Below are 21,313 nucleotides of genomic sequence, written 5' to 3' on the forward strand. Positions count from 1 at the left end.
GCCTATGGGAAAGAAAGAAAAATACCTGGCAAAACTGATACGCGCCCAGCTGAAACAGAAGGAAGTACCTTCCCTGCCGGAAGGCGTGACGGTGGATGAAATCGTGCAGATTGCGAAAAAACATCATCTGAATTACCTCCTATTGGGAGCTTTGATCCGGGTAGACAATCTTACAGAGGAAGAACGCAGCAGGCTGCGGTCTCCGTTAATGAACAGTATTTTGCGCTGCGGTGTGCAGGTGCAGGAACAGAGAGAGCTGGAAAGATTGTTTGAGGAAAAGGGGATTATCAATCAACCCATGAAAGGGGCGGTATTACGATTCTACTATCCGGCACCGCAGATGCGGGAGATGAGTGACCTCGATATTTTGTTCGCCGAACAAAACATGGGAGAGGCACAGGAGTTGTTAAAAGAACGGGGATACACTCTGTACCGTGCAGTAAAACACCATGATATTTTCCAGAAACCGCCGTTTCTGGTGATCGAGGCTCATCGTGCCATGTACGACAAGACGGTGGACCGCAATCAGTACGGTTATTTCAAAAACTTTTCCCGCACGCATACCAGAAACGGATGTACATATACACAGGACTTCGGAACGGAAGATTTTTACGTATATATGATGGCGCATGCGGCCAAGCATTTCTATCAGACCGGCTGCGGTATCAGACATCTGATCGATATCTATGTCTATCTGGAACGATTTGGCGAACAGATGGACAGAAACTATCTGGATAAAGAACTGGAACAGTGTGGCATTCTCACATTTACCGGGCACATGGAGAAACTGGCCTATCTGTGGCTGGAGGAAGAGGAGAGCAATGCACTGTATGACAATCTCTTTGCCTATCTGCTGGACAGCGGTATCTACGGCAAAGATGAGAACGGCATCTGGAATAAATTTGCCGAGGAGAAAAAGAAGGGAAAAACCGCAGGCAGACAACAACTGAAATTCTGGTATGCATTTCCCCCATTGCACTATATGGCAGAATACTATCCTTACCTGGAGGATTGTCCATGGCTGCTCCCCTGGGCATGGCTGGTCAGAGGAATCACAGGTCTGGCAAAGCATAAAGGCACCTATAAACGTCAGATGATGAATCACATTGATGAAGAACGGATCCGGACGGTACAGGATATCTATGAGAAGATGGATCTGAAGTTCCAGTCATAGAAAGGCAGAAAACGGAAATGACAATTTTGAAAAGAGGATATCGTTTTCTCAGATACAACGATCATAAATGGTTGTCTGTACAATGCTGGATTTATTCTGCCATCTATCGCCTGCAGGTGCTCTACGGTAATACAACCAGGCTGCGCGTGAAATGGGGCAGCGAGGGCGAAGAGTCTCCCGAGGAGGAGACAATCGAGCATTATCGATATGCCAAAAAGGTGGCATACTGTGTGAACCGGGTCTGCAGCAGGACGAGCTGGGAGAGCAAGTGTCTGGTGCGGGCACTTACTGCGCAGAGATTATTGAAAAACAAAGGGATTTCTTCTACAATGTATCTGGGATGTAAGCTCGAAGAAGGAAAGATGGTAGCCCATGCATGGATACGTTGCGGCAGAATGTACGTCAGCGGAGGAAGCGGAGAAGATTATTCGGTAGTGGATAAATTCCGAAAATAAGTGGAAATAAGAGAAAAATAAGTTAAGTAAGAAAATGGAGGGTAAAAGGATGGAGAAAAATGCAATCATCAAACTGAAGAAGCAATTAAATGTGACGGATCTGGCAGGAGAAAAGGTCATGATCGATTTTGAATCAGGAAAATATTTTCTGATCAAAGGAGCGGGCAATGATATCTGGGATATGCTGCAGGAGGAGATCACTCCCACGCAGATCGTGGACCGGTTACTGACCATCTATGAGGTGTCCAGAGAGGAGTGTGAAGAGTCCGTCATGAAGTTCCTGGAACAGATGAAGGGGAATGGCTTTATAGAGTAAATCCGGGGGCTGTGAGATATGGGTAAAATTAAAAAAATATGGCAGGATCGGGGAAATCAGTACCGGTATGCACAATGGTTATGGCAGTATTCCAGACCGTATCTGGGGAAAATACTTCTGGTTATGGTGTTCGGACTGTTGGAGACAATTGCATCACTGCTGATGGTTCAGATCTCCAAAGAAATCATAGACCATGCCACCTTTGGCAATGCATTTGTACGCCTGATGGTGGTCTATGTATTGTTAATGCTGGGAATGCAGGCGGTGACGGTAATTTCGTCGCTGGTATCTGCCATGCTGACGGAGAGATTTTCTTTTGGCATACGGAAACAGATCTATGAGAAGATCATTCATTCCCACTGGATGGATGTGAAAAAATATCACACCGGGGATCTGATGACGAGACTTACCAGCGATGCGGGGAATGTGGCGGACGGTATTATCGGAACTATTCCAAGTATTATCCAACTGGCGGTGGAACTGCTGCTGGTATTTTTTACGCTGTTCTATTATTCGCCGATGCTGGCAATGTTCGCCCTGCTGGTAGCTCCGGTGGCAGCACTCAGCTCCTGGTGGCTTGGCAAAAAACTTCGAAAACTTCAGGTGAAGGTGCAGGAGAGTGAAGCAGCATATCGGTCTTTTTTACAGGAAAGCCTGGCAAATCTACTGATCGTAAAAGCGTTTGCCAACGAGGATTATTCCACGGAGCGTCTGACACAGCTTCGGGAGGAGAGGTTTCACTGGGTATACCGTCGGACGAAAATGGGAGTAGCCAGTTCCACAGTGATGTCACTGGCATTTCAGACCGGATATATTGTAGCATTTTGCTATGGAGCAATACAGATTTCCCGCAAGATGATCACCTACGGAACCATGTCGGTATTTTTGACACTGGTGAACCGTGTGCAGGCACCGGTCATGGGACTTGCGCAACAGATTCCCAAGGTAGTGTCTATACTGGCTTCCGCTGGAAGAATCATGGAATTGCAGCAGATTCCACTGGAGATGAAAACGGACACTCAGATCCCGTCGGCCCGGATCGGCGTGGAGATAAAAGACATGACCTTTGGTTATACGGATGAGACAGTACTGGAGAATGTAAATCTGCGGATCAATCCAGGAGAATTTGTGGCTATAATCGGAGAATCCGGTATCGGCAAGACCACACTGATCCGTATTATCATGTCCTTTATGAGTAACATCCGGGGAAATGTTACCTTTTTTAATGAAAAAGGGGATCTGGAACGGGCGAATGCCGCTACCCGGAAATTTATATCTTATGTACCCCAGGGGAATACATTGTTCAGCGGTACGGTGCGGGAGAATATCCGTATGGGGAAACTGGATGCAACGGAGGAAGAAATGTATGAGGCACTGAAATTGGCATCCGGATATGAATTTGTCATGGGACTTCCAAAGGGGATCGATACTGTGATCGGAGAGAGAGGACACGGTCTGTCCGAGGGACAGGCACAGAGGATTGCCATTGCCAGAGCCTTTTTAAGGAAAGCCCCGTTCCTGATACTGGATGAGGCGACTTCCGCATTGGATGAGAAGACAGAATTGGAAGTGCTGCAGGGGTTGAAGGAATTGTCGCCACGTCCTACCTGTCTTATCATTACCCATAGGAAAAGTATTCTGCCTTATTGTGACAGAGAACTGCAGATCGTGGACAAACAGGTGATGGAAGTGACGAAGGACTAGATACGGATGCGGTTTTTCTGCAGCATATAATAAAGAGGAAAACAATACCGGGCAAGGAAAAGCTTACCACGTGCAGACAGAGTCTCTGCATTTTGATGATAACGCTTGTAGCTGTCCCGGTATTTTTGCGCTAAATAAGAAAAGGTGTTCTGCCAATGATATTTGCGCGACTTCACGCACAATAGGGCCAGCTTGTTGGTCACATAGACAGCGTAGGCAGCGGAAAAGTCAGAAGCTTCCGGGGATGTCTGAATACGGTCGAGGGAATACAACAGTGCATCCGCATAGTCACAGCTAATATCAGAGAATCCTTCCTCCATAGTGCTGTCTTTGCGCTGACGGTAATAGTTTAAAGTCTCTTCGAGCCATACTACCTTTTGACATTGCAGTGCATAATCGGTCAGAAAAGAAATATCTTCCATTTTCTTTCCTTCCTGGAAATGGATATCGGATAGCAGACTGCGTCGGTAGAGTTTATTCCACACCCAGGTTGCAGGCCCCGTAAAGGGATCCATAAAGTGCAGAAAAAATCCTTCCTGCGATTCTATATTCTGTAAGTGATAGGTATGGCAGGCTTCCATGGAAGGCAGCACTCTGCTGTCGGAAAATATCTGTTCATGACATATCACCAGATCCGCAGATTCATGGATCATGGCGGAAAGCATGAGACGATAAAAATCCGGATGGATCAGATCGTCGGAATCGATAAAAGAGATGTAGTCGCCGGTCGCAAGGGACAGTCCCACATTGCGGGCATGGGAGATGCCACCGTTGTCCGTATGCCGGACAGTGATGCGGGAATCCGTAAGGGCGAGTCTGTCACACAGAGGACCGCTGCCGTCGGTGGAACCGTCGTCAATGAGCAGAATCTGGAGATTCCGGTAGGAAGAAGCGGTAACACTTTCCACACAAGATATCAGATAATGGGCTACATTGTAGACCGGAATAATAACGCTGATGAGAGAATCCATGGATGCCTCCTGAAAAATGAAGTGACAATACAAGAACGACAAGAACGGGCAGAAAACTGTTTTCTGCCCGTTTTCTTTATTAATTCATTATCTTACGTGAGAGAATCAGTGTACGGTTACGTCACCGTCGATATCGGGGTGGGAATCAAAACCACTGGAGAAGCCTAACCAGTAGTTGCCGTTTTGATCTACGCGGATTTCATCATACTGGGAGGAGAGATTTTTACCCTGCTCAGTACAGGAAATAGATAATTCTTCAACTTCAGGTGTTTTCCATTTTTTCATAGCTCTCATATACTCCTTTTCTATCAAACTATCAATAACTGACAACTCAGACTATAACTGATTCAGGAGGGAAATACAAGAAATCTAACATCATTGATATATTTTGAGATGATTTCCGGTATCTCTTTTGTGGTGTCACGGTTCTGTGGCCTTGCGATCTTATATATGGGAAAGCTTGTTACTGCGCTTAAGAACTGCGTCATGCGGGCGGGAGTGATGCCGAGTAGGTTCAGCAGTTCCCCACGGAATAGATTATGAGTCAGGACCTGCAGCTTTTCGCTGCCGGATAATTCCTCACAGGACAATTCCTCGCAGTTATCCCGGTAGATTGTAAACATGCCTCCCACGGGAAGCGGTTTCCGGCAGTAGGAGTCTGTAAGTTTTCTCCCGTATTTCTCATCGGCTTCCCGGATATAGGTATATTCACTGTCCGGATCGCGTCGCATGACATCCGCGCATACCCGCTGCCAGGGAGGTCCCGGATAGAGGATGCTCTGACCATTTTCCGTGCGGATGGCACAGATGTCGTCGGAGGCAAACAGGATTCCCGGTTGTTTCATCAGATGCAGAGCGGTGGTGGATTTACCGCTGCCGCTAGGGCCCGAGATCAGATAAGCCTTATCCTTGCAGCACAGCGCACTCCCATGGATTAGAAGATAGCCACGCTGTAAAAGGAGAAAAGTGATGGCTCCGGACAGAAGATAAGTCCGCATACGCACTTCGTCGAGAGCAGGATCTAACTTCCAGACGATAGCCTTTGAACCTTGTTCTACGTAGACCAGTAGTTCATCATACAATCGAAACCACATGACCTGCTCGGTGATCGAAGAAAATTTTCCCTGTCGGTATTCCGTAACGACCCATTCAGGGGGCATGCCAAGGGTCAGTGTGGCATCCGGAGTGACCGGAGGCGTTAGTTCATCGGCCTCCGGAAAGCAAAGCTCACTCTCCAGCAGCATGCCGTAGAGACGATAATAATACATACTCAGACCTCCTTTAGAAACAGACTGCAGGAATACAGGACATTTGCCATACGCAGATCGGAAAAGGTCAGTTCGGATGCGGAGGCCTCTTCCAGGCGGATGAGCAGGGGATCCAGTTTCCCTGGATCTATATAACGGCGTAGCGTGGGGGAATGCAGTGCCTCCAGAATGTCCCTGCGGTTCTCATTCCATAGAAGCTGGCTGCGGAATGTAGAGTCAGCACTTTGTACCCCGCGGTGAAAGATTTCTTTCCGGATGGAATCCGGGACGATTCCCTCCAGATATGTGCGGACCATACCCCGCTCCAGAGAACCACTGAGACTACATTCCACCGGGAGACTGCAACATAGTTCTATGATCCTTTTGTCCTTGGAGGGATCGCGGATCAATACTCCGTGGATCAGACTCATGGCTGTATCGAACATCCCAAGCTGCATTTGCGCGGTAGGATTGAAGATAAAAGACAGACGTTTTTCCCGGGAATCCATCTCGCCACCGCCGGCAGAACGCATCTGCTTCCGGTAGGCGCGGGAAATATGATAGCGTTGCATAAGTCCGGGGGCCGTCAGCGGATCTTCCGGCTTGGCAGGGAAGAGATTGCCTATCCATTCGGTCAGTATACATTTTAACATATATTTCCTCGGAATGCCGTACCGGTGACCAAAGTCTTTCATCGTCCGGAGAGCAATCCGGGGATGCCCGGAACAGAAAAGCTGATAAAATACAGACAAAGCCTTGCCCCAGGAGATCGTGGCATTACCATATTGTCCTTTTAACACGACCCGGCAGCCGTCGCGGTGAGCTTTTTCATAGATGGCATCCAGCCAGGTCAGGTTGTGACCGGACTTCATAGGATAGCCCAGAAGCGGCACCAGCCGGGAAAGCTCGGTGAAGGCATCCTGTCCTGGACAGGAGAGGAAGGCAGGTGAGATATTCGGATATTGTCTGCAGGTAGCCAGCACTCCCGCAGATTCATCCGCCGGCTCCGTCCCTTCCGGTACAAAATCCCGCAAAGGCACGGAGGTATAGCTGTATAGCTGTTCGCCCATCTCTGCCAGCCGGGGAGCTGCCAGCGCAGCAATTGCGGAGGAGTCTAAACCGCTGCTTAGTGTGCATCCGGTATGTTCTGCACTGCGGAGCATGGAAGAAACGCAGGCAGAGAGTGTGTCCCGGAACAACGTCTGGTAGTGCATCGGATCTTTATGCGGCAGAGGCTTGGGAAGAGAAGTACGATCCCAGTAGATATCAAGGGAGGAAAACTCCGGTGTCCAGGTCAGGTGGCCGGCAGCAGGCATCTGGAGGATGCCTTCATAAGGAGTCAGAGCTTCATAAAGCATCATATCTGCCGAAGTGGTGGCGAGACATGCAGCAAGCCATTTTTCGGAGACGGCTGCTGACAGAGTGCGGGCCAGAGGAACCAGTGCAGTGCTAAACAGAATACGGTCCGGCAGAATGGCATAGAACAGGCTGCGGTTTCCCATATGATCAGTATATAAATGAAGTGTGTGGGTACTTGTATGATAGATAGCAAAGGCAAACGCGCCCAGAAGATGATCACATACAGAAGATCCCCATTTTTCCAGAGCAGCCAGAAGCAGACCACTGTCAGTAGTGTCCCCGGAGAGCAGAGGAAATTGCGAAAGAAGTTCCTCCCGGTTGTCCAGAACGACATCGGCAGTGAATAAAACCCCTTTGGTATTATCATAAAAAGGAAGAACCTCCTGAAAGGATTCTTCGGTAAAAAATTGCAGACCACAGTGAAAAGAGACTCCGGTATCAAGAGACAGTGATGAATAGCGGTCGATCGCAAAGGGCGTATAAGAAGTACGCATAGTATGTAAGGCTTCTTCCGTTTTCTCTGTGGAAGAGACAGGAACGATTCCCCAGATGGCAGACATAGATATTCCCCTTAGTTTGATAAAGCAAACAAAACCACAGGTGAAGTGCCTGTGGCTTAGTTGTTTTGTTCTGTGTTTGAGATGATTAGCTGAGCTGATCAGCAGGATCCTTGGGTTTGCCCTCAGAATTGTCCCAGCTCAGATGACCGGAAATAATACCGTCACCGATATAACCACCATCCCGGTATATACCGGTCCAGTTGTGAGCGGTTTCGTTGATGTTTAATTCTTCTACGGAAGGAGCATTCCACTTTTTCATAATTAAATACCTCACTTTTTGATAATATAATATATCAAGGACTATGGTCTTATACTATGGCAGTTTTATGTAAAAGTAAACAAATCTAACAGAAATGATAGATTTTCAGATACTTTTGTAATATATACACGAAGCACAGATACATAAAATCATCCTGGGCCTCATCCGGCAGTCCCGTACGGTAATGTGCCAGAAAGGCTTGTACAGTACCTTCGGAACAATAGTTGCAGGGAGAGGCTTCCAGTTCCTTCTCCAGATCCGGGAGCAGTTTCTGCCAGTCCCGTTGGATCCGGAGATAGTAATCAGAATTTTGCACACCGTAGCGCATCCATTGGTCCAGCAGATCTGTAGGCAGCAGATCCCGGAAGTTCCCCCGGATCAGCCAGCGGGGAGTTCCCTGCCATGCGAAGATTTCATAGGGAAGGTGATAGCAGAAATTCACCATGCGGGAATCTCTGGTGGGATCCCGCAGGATCAGGCCATAGTGAAGTCCCATTTTGGTCTCCAACTCTCCGATATAAGTCAGAAACGGTGCGAACCAGACCCAGGAGCGATAATCCTTCTCCGTCATCGGAAACCCCGGAGTACGGGTGGGGGCATATTTCGTATGACGCGCTGCTAAGGGATAGTCCGTTAAAATCTCAGAGTTCACAAAGGGGTTGTCAGTCTTTGATCCGGGGACCGTATCCGGCAGATTTTGTTGTCGGGCGGCAGCATTGTAATAGCGGATACAGGATTTCAATGCAGATCTTCGACTCTCCTTTACATGTTTTGCGTAGCGGTTAAGCCAGTACAGGAACGTCATATAGTGTTTACGATGATAGACATGACAGAGAATATTGTCAATATATCCATAGGAAACGGTACTGTTGCCAGCCTGTCCTGTTAGGAGTACTTTGCAGCCGGCTGCGGAGGCTTCCTCATAGATTTCCATAAGGTTTGGAAGGTTTGCGTAGGCCTTAAATGGAATTTCCATTATTTCCAACTCTTCCTGCAAGGCCTCCAGACAATTTTTCCCATGATTGTTCAGAAAGTGGGGTTTCATATTAGGATACATGTCCAGTATTTTTTGCACATCGGCGGTCTCATCCGTGACATGGTCCCGGTTTTTATCCGGATGAGGTGTCTCATAGGGGACGTAAGTATAGGCATACAGATTACGATGCCCCTGTTGCAGATGGGTGGCAGCCAGGGTACCGACACTGGCAGAATCCAGACCGCTGCTTAAGCAGATTCCGACTTCGCCGTTGCAGCGCAGAGCATCCCTGACACAATCACTGTATAACTGCCGGAAGGACCGGCCGTACCGGGCGGCGGAAAAGCTGCCGCAGGAAAAAGGGGATGCCTCGTCTGCCGGAGTCCAGTAGGTGTGTTCTGTAATTCCGCGTGAGGTGATCTCCAGACAGGTGCCCGGTTTTAATTTATACATTCCCCTGTAAGGAGTATCCTCGGGAGAAATATTGGGAGCAAGACCGGGAGCAGTCAAAAAGTCTTTGAAAAACAAGGGGTTTTCAGGAATCTCCGGAAATACTTGGAGAATCGCAGAACTGAGAGTGGAAAAGGACACCTGTCTTCCTGATTCGTAGTAATAGAGACAGCGGGAAGCCATCTGATCTGCCGCCAGATACAGAGTCTTCTTGGCAAAATCGTAGACCGCCAGGGAAAACAGTCCACGGAAATATTTCAGACAGGAAATCCCGAAGCGGGAGTAGGCCTGTGCCATCACGGTGCCGTCCGGAGTGGAGGCAGGAAGCTGCAGCAAGGAAAGGAGTTCTTTCCGGTTGTCTAACAGGCAGTCTGCGGTCATGAAAAAATCGGGGCTGCCGGAAGTATAGGGCAGCACCTCTGACAGAGACTCGTCTGTCAGATATTGTATTCCGCATCCCATGAAAACAGTATCTTTCTGTACGGAGGAATAACGGTCAATCTTACATTTTTTTTGAAACGGTAGCTGCATTTGTTCTTTTATATTCTGTGGTAGTGGCGCATCCCATGAAATGATTCCCCAGATTGCCGACATAAAATGACCCCCTTTTTGCGGACTTCGACAGTCGAATCAGTGCGGAAACCGACTTGTTTCGTAATATAGGATATGATAACATAGTTTTCGTAAGATATCCATGCGATTTTCAGGTGATATAGACGACGGACTCATGGAAGGATGAGAAAATGGCACAGTACAGCTACAGACTTTACGGACTGCGGATAAAGACGGATCTGGACTTCTCCCAACTGGTGGCGGAAGACGCGGAAACTGTTACAGAACCGGTTCCGGAGATCCGGATCGAAGAGGGAGAGATTCCGAAAGAAATTTTACGGGAAACAACACGGAAATATGACTTTGGACCGGACTTTAGCTTCTTAAGCAACAGAACCATGTGGATGGTGGTGGAACAGGGCAGATTCATCAGATACCGCAGGAAGGAGGGAAGTAATCCCTTCTATGTGAAAACTTATCTGCTGGGATACGGTATGGCGATGATTGCAATGCAGAGGGGACAGCTGGCCATTCATTGCAGCGCAGTAGCAGATGAGCGTGGCGCTGTGCTGATCGCAGGAGAGAGTGGCGCCGGAAAATCCACGATCACCACAATGCTGCTTGAACAAGGGTATGAACTGATGGCAGATGATATGGCGGTAGTGGAACCGCGGACTGACCGGACTTTTGTATATCCTGCATTTCCCTATCAGAAGTTGTGCCGCAATGTAGCGGTAGAACAAGGATATGATCTGACACGATTACTTTATATTAATGAAGAAAAGGATAAATTTCTAGTGCCTTACCGGGGGGCATTTTCCACAGAAGCCAGACCGGTAAAAGCGTTCATTATGTTGGGGATTACAAAGGGTGAAAAGGTGCAGACCGGGGAAATTATGGGAATCCATAGGTTCCCGGTATATGCGGATAATCTTTTCCTGAGGCATCTGCTGCAAAAGGAGAAATACACTCCTCAGATCGGGTCAAAATGTATTGCCATGGCTACAACGGTTCCGACCTTTTATATAGCACGTCCGGCAGAAGGGGACAGCACAACGGAAGTAGCGCATATCCTGCACCAGATTCTGAAATGTCAGATACAGGGCAGCTGAATCAGGAAGCAGCAGCCTTCTCCCGGCTCGCTGGTGCAGCAGATGCTTCCTTCCAGACGCTCTACGATAGCTTTGGCGATAGAAAGCCCCAAACCGCTTCCGGTAGCGGATCCCGGGGTGCGTGAATGTGACACAGTGTAGGTCCTTCGGAAAATATGGGGAAGGGCATCTTCCGGAATGCCGGGTCCATTGTCGATGACTCTGATCTGCAGCTGCTTGCCGATGCATCCGGCTTGTAGGGTGATGCGGCTGCCGGTGCCGGAGTATTTTGCAGCGTTGGTGAAAAGATTGTCCAATACCCGGATCATTTTCTGGACATCAACAGAAAACTTACAGGAAAGATTCTCCGGAAGGTCCAATACCATGTCATGATCGTCATAGCGTTTGTCTGAAATCATATCATAAAAATATTCTTCCAGAAACGGTGCTGCCTCCAAGGTGACAAGCTCAAGTTCCCGGGATGTATCTTCTACACAGAACAGATAATACATATCCTGGATCAGATTTTCCAGTGTCTGTGTCCTGCGGTCGATCAGCTGCAGAGAAGCTATGTAATCCTCCATGGATATTTCCTGACCGGAATTCAGATAATCCAATGCACTCCGGATAGCGGTTATGGGAGCCCGCAGATCATGCGAGATATTGGAAAGCATTTCTTCCTTTTCTGACTGTACGCGCTTCAATTCTCTATTTGCTTCGGTTAACTGCCGGTTGACTTCCAGCAGCTTCTGGGAAAGACTTTCAATGGTCTCTTTTTCTACGGAAGGAGAGACAAAACTGGCTTTATTCATTCTGGGATTCCCCCTGCAATATTATTGACGATAAGAGGCAATGATAAAACGATATCCCTTGCCCCATACAGTTTCAATGTGATTAGACAGTTCATGGCTGCAATCTAATTTTTTGCGCAGTCTGCTTACATTCACCATAACTAAACGGCGATCGGCTTCCATATAAGTCCCCAATAGGGCCTTGCCCAGTTCTTCAAAGGTAATATCCCGGTCGGGATGCTCCGCAAGATAGAGGAGAACCTCGTATTCCCGGTTAGCAAGTCCAAGATCCTCGCCCAGGAACAGCGCTTTGTGTGCCACCTTATCAATGGTAAGATTGCCGATGACCAAAGTGTGATTATCGGATGCCGACTTCAACTGTCCCATACGCCGGAGGAGTATATCAATGCGGGCTTTCAGCTCTCGCAGACTGTATGGCTTTACAATATAATCATCGGCACCACTGGTGAGACCGGTGATCTTATCGTCTTCGCTGCTTTTTCCGGTAAGAAACAGAATGGGAGCAGAAGTGAAAGTGCGGAGTATGTGGCACACTTCATAACCGTTCCTGTCCGGCATCATAACATCCAGCAGAATACAATCCGGAGAACATTGCTTTGCCAGACGGATCCCCTGCTCTGCGGAGGATGCGATCGATACGTCGAAGCCTTCGCCGGTCAGATATTTTTTATTGATTTCCAACACTTCACGATCATCATCTATCATCAGGATCACTGCCATGAAACACCTCCTATGTCAATGCCTTACTAAGTCGGGGGGCTTTTGACCCCGACATCATTGTATCATTATCAGAGTAAAAAGTTAATATGTGGAATGAGAAAAGCTATCGCGCAGCTTGATTTTGCCGGATTCTTATAATAAAATAAATTGAGCTGTTGGATGTGGAAGACTATGAGAGGAGACGGGGAATTGAACAAGACAAATTCAGGGGCAAATACGAATACAACCCAGATATTATTGGATATCTTTGTGCTTGTATGCGCATTTGGAATTACGTTTTTGATAAGGGGACAGCGGCTGGATGATCAGACACAGTTGCGACTGGAGGTTCTGACGGGAGTATTTTTGCTGCTTTATCTTCTTTCCAACAAAGAAGGATATCTATACAATGTAACAATGTTTTATTATCTGGACAGAGTGCACCGAAAGATTACGAAATCCTTCGTTGTTGCCATGCTGGTGACGGGGATCCTGCTGCAGTTTGTCGCTCCGGGACAGGAGGCAAGAGAATTCTTTATTATTTATCTGATCATGGCTTATCTGTTGATCAGTATAAAAATGTTTTTTGGCAAACCGTTGATCAGAATGCTGGAAGAAGGCAGGGCACCCAGAACGGCATATGTGGGGAAAAAAGGAGAATTCAATAAATTCAGTTATTTTTTGGATAAAACATCCATACCGGTCAAAATGGTTGGTTATATTGCAATGAAGCGAGATGAGTATGAGGCGGATAAGGAAGAATATCTGGGATGCCTAGAAGAACTGGAGCAGCTGATCAGAGAGAATAATCTGGATCAGATATATATTATTCAGAAGCATGGGGAAGAACTGCCATTTACACAGCAATATGTAGATATCTGTATTGACATGGGAGTGACGGTACGCCTGGTGGTGGACTTTTATAAGAAAAGACGTGCCTATAGTTATGTGAGTACCGTGGGCACCTATCCGGTTATCACGTATCATACCATCAGCCTGAACACTTATGAAATGGCTATAAAGCGACTTATGGATATTATTGGTGGTATGGTGGGGATCCTTTTATTTTCCCCGGTTATGCTGGCGACGGCGGTTGCCATCAAACTGGATTCTCCGGGACCTGTGATCTTTAAACAGACCAGGGTGGGGCAGAATGGCAGAAATTTTAAAATCTATAAATTCCGCAGTATGTATATTGATGCGGAAGAGCGTAAAAAAGAACTGATGGCTCAAAACGAGATTGCCGGCGGTGTAATGTTCAAAATGAAGGATGATCCCCGGATCACAAAGGTAGGCAGGGTGATACGCAAGTTCAGTATTGATGAACTGCCGCAATTTTTTAATGTGGTAGGCGGATCCATGAGTCTGGTAGGTACCAGACCGCCGACACTGGATGAAGTGGAAAAATATGAGAGAAAACAATGGCGTCGCATCAGTATCAAGCCGGGAATTACAGGAATGTGGCAGGTGAACGGACGAAGCAAGATAGATAATTTTGACGATATTGTTGAGATGGATGTGGAATACATTGACAACTGGTCACTTATGTCTGACATTAAGATCATATTAAAAACGTTCATTGTTCTGCTGAAGCATGATGATGCCTATTAAAGTAATGAAATATGTATAGATAATAACAAAACAGCATAAAATATTTTTCTCAAAAGATGACCCTTTTTGGTGTGAAAGGACGTCTTAAACTGTTAGAGAGATCAGAACTCGGGGAGAATACTGATTCTCGGAAAGACAGGGGAAAATATGAAGAGAGATTATGCGGAGATAAACTGGTTCGGCGTGGTGGCTGCTGGCACTCTGATCGTAACCGGTGTGATCATTGAGCCTCTTTTGGCTGTTCTGGGATTGCTGATGCTGAGTGTGGATGTTATAATCAGAGTTGTTGAACCTATGCAATATGTGCAGGAACATAAAGAACATAAGAAAGAAAAGGAAGGCAAGGCATTCTATGAAAGTCTTAGTAACAGGCGTAAAGGGCCAGTTGGGATATGATGTGGTAAATGAACTTACAAAGCGCGGCATTGAGGCGGTCGGCGTGGATATTCAGGACATGGATATCACGGATGCTGCCAGCGTGGAAAAAGTAATCGGTGAGGCAGCACCGGATGCTGTGATTCACTGCGCAGCCTACACTGCAGTGGATGCAGCGGAAGACAACGTAGAGCTCTGCCGTAGGGTCAATGCGGACGGTACACAGAATATTGCCAATGTCTGCAAGAAGTTAGACTGCAAGATGATCTATATCAGTACCGATTATGTATTTGACGGTGAAGGCACCAGAGCCTGGGAGCCTGACGATGAGCGCCATCCTCTGAACATATACGGACAGACCAAATACGAGGGTGAGCTGGCAGTGCAGAATACACTGGAGAAGTATTTTATCGTAAGAATCTCCTGGGTATTCGGTGTGAACGGTAAGAATTTCATCAAGACCATGCTGAACCTTGGGAAGACCCATGATCATTTGACTGTAGTGAATGACCAGTTCGGCTCTCCTACTTATACTTATGATCTGGCAAGACTTCTGGTGGACATGGTGCTGACCGACAAATACGGCATTTATCATGCGACCAATGAAGGTATCTGTAACTGGTATGAGTTTGCCTGCGAGATCTTCCGCCAGGCGGGAATGAATGTGGATGTGGCTCCCGTACCTGCCTCTGAGTATCCCACAAAGGCGAAGAGACCGGAGAACAGCCGCATGAGCAAGGAGAAACTCACAGAGAACGGTTTTGAGAGACTTCCCTCCTGGCAGGATGCTCTGGAGCGTTATCTGAAGGAAATTCTGTAAGGTTTTCCTGAACAGGGGCCTTGTATAGGCAGGAAAATAACAGGAAATACTTCATGGAGCGGTATCGGAAACGGTACTGCTCCTCTTTTGGTTATAATAATATGAAAAAGTCGTGAAAAACCCTGTAAATTTCACGAAAAACCAGTTGACAACGGAAGTTGGAACAAGTATACTATTAAAGCGTGCCAGAAAAGGTGCGTCTATTATACTATTTAAGAAAGAGGTGAAACAGAATGCCAACATTTAACCAGTTAGTAAGAAAAGGACGTCAGACCTCTGTTAAGAAGTCTACTGCACCTGCTCTCCAGAAGGGTTACAACTCTCTTCACAAGAAAGCAACAGACGTTTCTGCTCCCCAGAAGCGTGGTGTATGTACCGCTGTTAAGACAGCAACTCCTAAAAAGCCTAACTCTGCTCTTAGAAAGATCGCCAGAGTACGTCTTTCCAACGGAATCGAAGTTACCAGCTACATTCCCGGTGAAGGTCACAATCTGCAGGAGCACAGCGTTGTTTTGATCCGTGGTGGTCGTGTTAAGGACCTGCCCGGTACCAGATACCACATCATCCGTGGTACCCTTGATACCGCCGGTGTCGCTAACAGAAAACAGGCTCGTTCCAAGTACGGCGCTAAGAGACCTAAGGATGCTAAGAAATAAGTAGTATCCGGGGCGTTTTGAACGTCGGACCGAGAGTTCGATGAAAATCCGCGAGGATTTTTGGAGACGATGCGCACATCGTCTTTGTACCACAAAAACGAAACTAAGAAAAGTGTTGGAATTCTGTGATACAGATATAACAGCGCGAACACTTGGGGAAACACATGTGAGTACCTATGATTTAACGTAACTAGTGAGAAGGACAGAACTGACATAAAAGCGAGTGCAAGCTTGCTTGCAGACGAACTTTTATGGAAGGGATGGGTCGGCGAACAGCCGACATCGAGGCATCTTAGATGCCGAGATAACGTAATCTCACGAGAACAATTTGTTAAGGAGGGAAGAACCGTGCCACGTAAAGGACATATTCAGAAAAGAGATGTATTAGCAGATCCTTTATACAACAACAAAGTGGTTACCAAGCTTGTCAACAACATCATGTTAGATGGCAAGAAGGGTGTAGCCCAGAAGATCGTATACGGAGCATTTGCTAAGGTTGAAGAGAAGAGCGGCAAGCCTGCTCTGGAAGTATTTGAAGAGGCTATGAACAATATCATGCCTGTTCTGGAAGTAAAAGCAAGACGTATCGGTGGTGCTACCTATCAGGTACCTATCGAGGTTAGACCTGAGAGACGTCAGGCTCTGGGCCTTCGTTGGTTGACTATGTTCTCTCGTAAGAGAAGTGAGAAGACCATGGAAGACAGACTTGCTAACGAAATTCTTGACGCAGCCAACAATACCGGATCTGCAGTTAAGAGAAAAGAAGACATGCACAAGATGGCAGAGGCAAACAAGGCTTTTGCTCATTACAGATTCTAGTAGGAGGGAAAAAACTTGGCTGGAAGAGAATATCCGTTAGAGAGAACCAGAAATATCGGAATTATGGCTCATATCGATGCCGGTAAGACCACTACTACCGAGCGTATTCTGTATTACACAGGTGTTAACTACAAGATCGGTGATACTCACGAAGGTACTGCTACCATGGACTGGATGGCTCAGGAGCAGGAGAGAGGTATTACCATTACATCTGCAGCTACTACCTGTCACTGGACTCTTGAAAAAGAGACCAAACCCATGCCCGGTGCTCTGGAGCATCGTATCAACATCATTGATACCCCGGGTCACGTAGACTTCACCGTTGAGGTTGAGCGTTCCCTTCGTGTGCTGGATGGCGCTGTCGGCGTCTTCTGTGCAAAGGGTGGTGTAGAGCCTCAGTCCGAGAATGTATGGCGTCAGGCTGACACCTACAACGTACCTCGTATGGCATTCATCAACAAGATGGATATCCTGGGTGCTAACTTCTACGCAGCAGTAGATCAGATCCGTACCAGACTTGGTAAGAACGCTATCTGCCTTCAGTTACCTATCGGTAAGGAAGATGAATTCAAGGGAATCATCGATCTGTTCGAGATGAAGGCTTATATCTACAACGATGAGAAGGGTGACGATATTACCGTTACCGATGATCTTGGAGATATGGCTGATGAGGCTGCTTTATATCATGACGAGCTCATTGAAAAGGTTTGTGAGCTTGATGATGATCTGACAATGATGTATCTGGAAGGTGAAATTCCTTCCGTTGAAGAGATGAAGGCTGCTTTGAGAAAAGCTACCTGTGAGTGCAGAGCCGTTCCTGTATGTTGCGGTACTGCTTACAGAAATAAGGGCGTTCAGAAGCTCCTGGATGCTATTATCGAGTATATGCCTTCTCCTTTGGATGTACCGGCTATTAAGGGTGTTGACCTTGATGGTAATGAAGTAGAGAGAAAGTCCTCCGATGAAGAGCCTTTCGCTGCACTTGCATTCAAGATCATGACCGACCCGTTCGTAGGTAAGCTTGCTTACTTCCGTGTATATTCCGGTACTCTGAATTCCGGTTCTTATGTACTCAATGCTACTAAGGACAAGAAGGAACGTGTAGGACGTATCCTGCAGATGCATGCGAACAAGCGTGCAGAGCTGGAAAAGGTTTACTCCGGTGATATCGCAGCAGCAGTTGGTTTCAAATTCACCACTACCGGTGATACCATCTGTGATGAGCAGCACCCTGTAATCCTGGAGTCCATGGAGTTCCCTGAGCCCGTTATCGAGCTGGCTATCGAGCCTAAGACCAAAGCCGGTCAGGGCAAGATGGGTGAGGCTCTTGCAAAACTGGCAGAAGAAGATCCTACTTTCCGTGCTCATACCAACCAGGAGACCGGTCAGACCATCATCGCCGGCATGGGTGAGTTACATCTGGAGATCATCGTTGACCGTCTGCTTCGTGAGTTCCATGTAGAAGCTAACGTAGGTGCTCCTCAGGTTGCTTACAAGGAGACCTTCACCAAGGCTGTTGATCAGGAATACAAATATGCAAAACAGTCCGGTGGACGTGGACAGTATGGTCATTGTAAAGTTAAGTTCGAGCCCCTGGAGGCTAACTGTGAGAAGTTTGACTATGATCCTAAGGCAAACATTCTGATCAACGATCCTCCTACCCTGTTATTCGAATCTACCGTTGTCGGTGGTGCTATTCCTAAGGAATACATTCCTCCCATCGGTGAAGGTATTCAGGAAGCAGCAAGAGCTGGTATCCTGGGTGGATTCCCTGTACTTGGTGTTCATGCGAACGTATATGATGGATCCTATCATGAGGTCGACTCCTCCGAGATGGCATTCCACATTGCAGGTTCCATGGCATTCAAGGAAGCAATGCAGAAGGCAGCTCCTGTACTGCTCGAGCCGATCATGAAGGTTGAGGTTACCATGCCTGAGGAATACATGGGCGATGTAATCGGTGACTTGAACTCCCGTCGTGGTCGTGTAGAAGGTATGGAAGACATCGGCGGTGGTAAGATGGTTAAAGCATACGTACCCCTTGCTGAGATGTTCGGTTATTCCACAGACCTGCGTTCCAAGACTCAGGGTCGTGGTAACTACTCCATGTTCTTCGAAAAGTATGAGCCCGTTCCTAAGAACGTTCAGGACAAGGTTCTTGCTGCAAAAGCAAAATAAGTATTAAATCAATAAAATGACTTGAAAAACCTCTGATTATTTAATATAATCAGAGGTAGCGAGTTAAAAAAATAAAACTACGAAACTGTTTAATTATTTTAAGGAGGACTTAAATAATGGCTAAAGCTAAATTTGACAGAACAAAGCCCCATTGTAACATTGGTACCATCGGTCACGTTGACCATGGTAAAACTACTCTGACCGCTGCAATCTCCAAGGTTCTTTCCGAGAGAGTACCTGGTAACGAGAAGGTTGACTTCGATAACATCGATAAGGCTCCCGAAGAGAGAGAGCGTGGTATTACTATTTCTACCGCTCACATCGAGTACCAGACCGAGAAGAGACACTATGCACACGTTGACTGCCCGGGCCATGCTGACTACGTTAAGAACATGATCACCGGTGCTGCACAGATGGATGGTGCTATCCTCGTTGTAGCTGCTACTGATGGTGTTATGGCTCAGACCAAGGAGCACATCCTTCTGTCCCGTCAGGTAGGCGTTCCTTACATCATCGTATTCCTGAACAAGTGTGATATGGTTGACGATCCCGAGCTGATCGAGCTGGTTGAGATGGAAGTAACCGAGCAGCTGGAAGAGTACGACTTCAATGACTGCCCTATCATCAAGGGTTCCGCTCTGAAGGCTCTGGAAGATCCCAGCAGCGAGTGGGGAGACAAGATCATGGAACTGATGGATACTGTAGATTCTTATATCCCTGATCCTCAGCGTGATACTGATAAGCCTTTCCTGATGCCCGTCGAGGACGTATTCACCATTACCGGTCGTGGTACCGTTGCTACCGGTCGTGTAGAGCGTGGTGTTCTGCATCTGAATGATGAAGTTGAAATCGTTGGTATCAAGGAAGAGACCAAGAAGACTGTTGTAACCGGTATCGAAATGTTCCGTAAGATGCTGGATGAGGCACAGGCTGGTGATAACATCGGTGCTCTGCTTCGTGGTATCCAGAGAACTGAAATCGAAAGAGGACAGGTTCTGGCTAAGCCCGGTACTGTTACCTGCCACAGAAAGTTTACCGCTCAGGTATACGTTCTGACCAAGGATGAAGGTGGACGTCATACTCCTTTCTTCAACAACTATCGTCCTCAGTTCTACTTCAGAACCACCGACGTTACCGGCGTTTGCGAACTGCCCGCTGGTGTTGAGATGTGCATGCCTGGTGATAACGTAGAGATGACCATCGAACTGATCCATCCTATCGCTATGGAGCAGGGTCTTACCTTCGCTATCCGTGAGGGTGGACGTACTGTAGGATCAGGACGTGTTGCTACAATCATCGAGTAATTATAACTTGATATAAATTGAGTGTCAGGAGTACACTCTGTGTCCAAACGTAAGATACCCCAGAAACCTTGTGTTTCTGGGGTTTTTCTGTACTCTAAGAAAAGAATTATTCGTAAATTTATCAGATTTGCAATAGCGAAACATTTATCAGCAAGATGAAATACAGATAAATTTATAATTGAAAAATAAGACCAGCGGTGCCAAAACGGTGCCAAAAAGAAACTCCTGCGAATGTTTGCTATTCACAGGAGTAATTTTTTACCAGCCTTTGATCTGTTTGATCTGTTCAGCACGTTCCGGATCACGATGATATTGTAGTTTCAGACGGATAGTTTCCACAACTTCCTGTCTGGATTCATCATCAAGCTGATAGAACGATGTAAGCAGATTATCTACATCAGGCATACTGTTCTTACCGAAAAGGTACATCAGCGGATACATAGAATTTTTTAAGTAAGTCTTTACACGACTTGCGTCTAATGCTCCGTTCAAACCGTCTGGAAGTGTAGGATAAATCTCTTCTTCCTTAATTGTGCCAGAAAATGGACTGGCAGAACATATCTCATTCACATCAATTTGCAATTCATTCGCAAGTCTTAATGCAAAATCAAATCGAATATTGGAATCTTTTTGAATAATTGAATATAAGGTTGTAGCACTGATTCCGGTTGCCTTTGCAATTTTGCGGACATTTGTGCCTTTTTCATCAAGATATTTCTTTAAATTTTTACCGTCACCCATAGAATCCTCCTTTTTCATATATTAGAAAATTACGAAAAACATAAATCTATAAAATATCATAACACAGACGTGGAATAAAATAAAGAAAAAATAGTGTACGAAGTTCGTAAAAATGTGTTTACGAAATATTGACAACGATATAAATACATGATATTATCAATTTACGAAAATCGTACAGATATAG

At 46.6% G+C, this 21,313-nt stretch carries 21 protein-coding genes; 12 read left to right on the forward strand and 9 right to left on the reverse strand.

Annotated features, from left to right (window positions below; all coding sequences use genetic code 11):
- Nucleotides 1-4 precede the first annotated feature (4 nt).
- From ACTRDR_RS02545 to ACTRDR_RS02560, 4 genes are read left to right on the forward strand one after another with little or no spacing between them, the layout of a single operon-like run.
- Nucleotides 5-1,174: a nucleotidyltransferase domain-containing protein gene (locus tag ACTRDR_RS02545; RefSeq protein WP_440526047.1), complete on the forward strand. Its 1,170-nt coding sequence runs from the start codon at nt 5-7 to the stop codon at nt 1,172-1,174.
- A gap of 17 nt (nt 1,175-1,191) precedes the next feature.
- Nucleotides 1,192-1,629 (forward strand): lasso peptide biosynthesis B2 protein, encoded by a 438-nt coding sequence (locus tag ACTRDR_RS02550; protein ID WP_176862377.1) that lies wholly within the window; start codon nt 1,192-1,194, stop codon nt 1,627-1,629.
- 49 nt (nt 1,630-1,678) lie between these two features.
- Nucleotides 1,679-1,945 (forward strand): PqqD family peptide modification chaperone, encoded by a 267-nt coding sequence (locus ACTRDR_RS02555; protein WP_176862375.1) that lies wholly within the window; start codon nt 1,679-1,681, stop codon nt 1,943-1,945.
- An 18-nt stretch (nt 1,946-1,963) separates the two neighbouring features.
- Complete coding sequence (locus tag ACTRDR_RS02560) at nt 1,964-3,649, forward strand: ABC transporter ATP-binding protein (protein ID WP_440526048.1); 1,686 nt, start codon at nt 1,964-1,966, stop codon at nt 3,647-3,649.
- On the opposite strand, the gene ACTRDR_RS02565 is transcribed toward ACTRDR_RS02560, so the two are convergent.
- The 6 genes from ACTRDR_RS02565 to ACTRDR_RS02590 form a co-directional block, all read right to left on the reverse strand.
- Nucleotides 3,646-4,620, reverse strand: coding sequence for a glycosyltransferase family 2 protein (locus ACTRDR_RS02565; protein ID WP_440526049.1), 975 nt, complete (start codon nt 4,618-4,620; stop codon nt 3,646-3,648). The two genes, ACTRDR_RS02560 and ACTRDR_RS02565, sit on opposite strands and share 4 nt — an antisense overlap.
- Before the next feature lie 105 nt (nt 4,621-4,725).
- Nucleotides 4,726-4,905 (reverse strand): hypothetical protein, encoded by a 180-nt coding sequence (locus ACTRDR_RS02570; protein ID WP_176862368.1) that lies wholly within the window; start codon nt 4,903-4,905, stop codon nt 4,726-4,728.
- Nucleotides 4,906-4,967: 62 nt separating this feature from the next.
- Entirely contained in the window at nt 4,968-5,888 is a 921-nt protein-coding gene (locus tag ACTRDR_RS02575) for a hypothetical protein (protein ID WP_440526050.1), read from the reverse strand.
- A 2-nt stretch (nt 5,889-5,890) separates the two neighbouring features.
- Complete coding sequence (locus ACTRDR_RS02580; RefSeq protein ID WP_440526051.1) at nt 5,891-7,786, reverse strand: asparagine synthase-related protein; 1,896 nt, start codon at nt 7,784-7,786, stop codon at nt 5,891-5,893.
- 85 nt (nt 7,787-7,871) lie between these two features.
- Nucleotides 7,872-8,045, reverse strand: a complete 174-nt coding sequence (locus tag ACTRDR_RS02585) for a hypothetical protein (RefSeq protein WP_176862362.1) — start codon at nt 8,043-8,045, stop codon at nt 7,872-7,874.
- 85 nt (nt 8,046-8,130) lie between these two features.
- Entirely contained in the window at nt 8,131-10,065 is a 1,935-nt protein-coding gene (locus tag ACTRDR_RS02590; RefSeq protein WP_440526052.1) for an asparagine synthase-related protein, read from the reverse strand.
- A 149-nt stretch (nt 10,066-10,214) separates the two neighbouring features.
- Here ACTRDR_RS02590 and ACTRDR_RS02595 point away from each other — a divergent pair, with 149 nt between their 5' ends.
- Complete coding sequence (locus ACTRDR_RS02595) at nt 10,215-11,135, forward strand: hypothetical protein (protein ID WP_440526053.1); 921 nt, start codon at nt 10,215-10,217, stop codon at nt 11,133-11,135.
- Here the strand turns inward: ACTRDR_RS02595 and ACTRDR_RS02600 are convergent.
- Both ACTRDR_RS02600 and ACTRDR_RS02605 read right to left on the reverse strand, forming a co-directional pair.
- On the reverse strand, nt 11,117-11,926 hold the full coding sequence (locus tag ACTRDR_RS02600) for a sensor histidine kinase (protein ID WP_440526054.1): 810 nt from the start codon (nt 11,924-11,926) through the stop codon (nt 11,117-11,119). The two genes, ACTRDR_RS02595 and ACTRDR_RS02600, sit on opposite strands and share 19 nt — an antisense overlap.
- Before the next feature lie 21 nt (nt 11,927-11,947).
- The gene (locus ACTRDR_RS02605; protein WP_440526055.1) at nt 11,948-12,646 is read right to left on the reverse strand and encodes a response regulator transcription factor; all 699 of its coding nucleotides are present in this window, start codon (nt 12,644-12,646) and stop codon (nt 11,948-11,950) included.
- Nucleotides 12,647-12,835: 189 nt separating this feature from the next.
- Here ACTRDR_RS02605 and ACTRDR_RS02610 point away from each other — a divergent pair, with 189 nt between their 5' ends.
- The 7 genes from ACTRDR_RS02610 (at nt 12,836) to tuf (ending at nt 20,388) form a co-directional block, all read left to right on the forward strand.
- Nucleotides 12,836-14,236, forward strand: a complete 1,401-nt coding sequence (locus ACTRDR_RS02610) for a sugar transferase (RefSeq protein WP_440526056.1) — start codon at nt 12,836-12,838, stop codon at nt 14,234-14,236.
- 147 nt (nt 14,237-14,383) lie between these two features.
- Nucleotides 14,384-14,632 (forward strand): hypothetical protein, encoded by a 249-nt coding sequence (locus tag ACTRDR_RS02615; protein WP_440526057.1) that lies wholly within the window; start codon nt 14,384-14,386, stop codon nt 14,630-14,632.
- Nucleotides 14,589-15,431 carry a dTDP-4-dehydrorhamnose reductase gene (rfbD, locus tag ACTRDR_RS02620; RefSeq protein ID WP_440526058.1) on the forward strand — a complete coding sequence of 281 codons (843 nt, stop codon included), beginning with the start codon at nt 14,589-14,591 and terminating at the stop codon, nt 15,429-15,431. Before ACTRDR_RS02615 ends, rfbD begins: the two co-directional genes overlap by 44 nt.
- A gap of 233 nt (nt 15,432-15,664) precedes the next feature.
- Nucleotides 15,665-16,087 (forward strand): 30S ribosomal protein S12, encoded by a 423-nt coding sequence (gene rpsL, locus ACTRDR_RS02625; protein WP_022153693.1) that lies wholly within the window; start codon nt 15,665-15,667, stop codon nt 16,085-16,087.
- Between the two features lie 348 nt (nt 16,088-16,435).
- Complete coding sequence (gene rpsG, locus ACTRDR_RS02630) at nt 16,436-16,906, forward strand: 30S ribosomal protein S7 (RefSeq protein WP_118545676.1); 471 nt, start codon at nt 16,436-16,438, stop codon at nt 16,904-16,906.
- Nucleotides 16,907-16,921: 15 nt separating this feature from the next.
- Nucleotides 16,922-19,084 carry an elongation factor G gene (fusA, locus tag ACTRDR_RS02635; protein WP_176862346.1) on the forward strand — a complete coding sequence of 721 codons (2,163 nt, stop codon included), beginning with the start codon at nt 16,922-16,924 and terminating at the stop codon, nt 19,082-19,084.
- Nucleotides 19,085-19,200: 116 nt separating this feature from the next.
- The gene (gene tuf / locus ACTRDR_RS02640) at nt 19,201-20,388 is read left to right on the forward strand and encodes an elongation factor Tu (RefSeq protein ID WP_117465564.1); all 1,188 of its coding nucleotides are present in this window, start codon (nt 19,201-19,203) and stop codon (nt 20,386-20,388) included.
- A gap of 258 nt (nt 20,389-20,646) precedes the next feature.
- Here tuf and ACTRDR_RS02645 read toward each other — a convergent pair whose 3' ends face one another.
- On the reverse strand, nt 20,647-21,129 hold the full coding sequence (locus ACTRDR_RS02645; protein ID WP_008790928.1) for a helix-turn-helix domain-containing protein: 483 nt from the start codon (nt 21,127-21,129) through the stop codon (nt 20,647-20,649).
- Nucleotides 21,130-21,313 lie beyond the last annotated feature (184 nt).

The organism is Simiaoa sp. (assembly GCF_051972595.1).
Taxonomy (GTDB): Bacteria; Bacillota; Clostridia; order Lachnospirales; family Lachnospiraceae; genus Acetatifactor; species Acetatifactor hominis.

Excerpts from the sequence above, each read along its gene's own strand:
- tuf (WP_117465564.1), top strand. The coding sequence starts at position 19,201 with ATGGCTAAAGCTAAATTTGACAGAACAAAGCCCCATTGTAACATTGGT.
- ACTRDR_RS02600 (WP_440526054.1), bottom strand. The coding sequence starts at position 11,926 with ATGAATAAAGCCAGTTTTGTCTCTCCTTCCGTAGAAAAAGAGACCATT.
- ACTRDR_RS02590 (WP_440526052.1), bottom strand. The coding sequence starts at position 10,065 with ATGTCGGCAATCTGGGGAATCATTTCATGGGATGCGCCACTACCACAG.
- ACTRDR_RS02565 (WP_440526049.1), bottom strand. The coding sequence starts at position 4,620 with ATGGATTCTCTCATCAGCGTTATTATTCCGGTCTACAATGTAGCCCAT.
- ACTRDR_RS02570 (WP_176862368.1), bottom strand. The coding sequence starts at position 4,905 with ATGAAAAAATGGAAAACACCTGAAGTTGAAGAATTATCTATTTCCTGT.
- ACTRDR_RS02615 (WP_440526057.1), top strand. The coding sequence starts at position 14,384 with ATGAAGAGAGATTATGCGGAGATAAACTGGTTCGGCGTGGTGGCTGCT.
- ACTRDR_RS02550 (WP_176862377.1), top strand. The coding sequence starts at position 1,192 with ATGACAATTTTGAAAAGAGGATATCGTTTTCTCAGATACAACGATCAT.
- ACTRDR_RS02545 (WP_440526047.1), top strand. The coding sequence starts at position 5 with ATGGGAAAGAAAGAAAAATACCTGGCAAAACTGATACGCGCCCAGCTG.
- ACTRDR_RS02575 (WP_440526050.1), bottom strand. The coding sequence starts at position 5,888 with ATGTATTATTATCGTCTCTACGGCATGCTGCTGGAGAGTGAGCTTTGC.
- ACTRDR_RS02585 (WP_176862362.1), bottom strand. The coding sequence starts at position 8,045 with ATGAAAAAGTGGAATGCTCCTTCCGTAGAAGAATTAAACATCAACGAA.
- rpsL (WP_022153693.1), top strand. The coding sequence starts at position 15,665 with ATGCCAACATTTAACCAGTTAGTAAGAAAAGGACGTCAGACCTCTGTT.
- ACTRDR_RS02605 (WP_440526055.1), bottom strand. The coding sequence starts at position 12,646 with ATGGCAGTGATCCTGATGATAGATGATGATCGTGAAGTGTTGGAAATC.
- ACTRDR_RS02645 (WP_008790928.1), bottom strand. The coding sequence starts at position 21,129 with ATGGGTGACGGTAAAAATTTAAAGAAATATCTTGATGAAAAAGGCACA.
- ACTRDR_RS02580 (WP_440526051.1), bottom strand. The coding sequence starts at position 7,786 with ATGTCTGCCATCTGGGGAATCGTTCCTGTCTCTTCCACAGAGAAAACG.
- ACTRDR_RS02560 (WP_440526048.1), top strand. The coding sequence starts at position 1,964 with ATGGGTAAAATTAAAAAAATATGGCAGGATCGGGGAAATCAGTACCGG.
- rfbD (WP_440526058.1), top strand. The coding sequence starts at position 14,589 with ATGAAAGTCTTAGTAACAGGCGTAAAGGGCCAGTTGGGATATGATGTG.
- ACTRDR_RS02595 (WP_440526053.1), top strand. The coding sequence starts at position 10,215 with ATGGCACAGTACAGCTACAGACTTTACGGACTGCGGATAAAGACGGAT.
- ACTRDR_RS02555 (WP_176862375.1), top strand. The coding sequence starts at position 1,679 with ATGGAGAAAAATGCAATCATCAAACTGAAGAAGCAATTAAATGTGACG.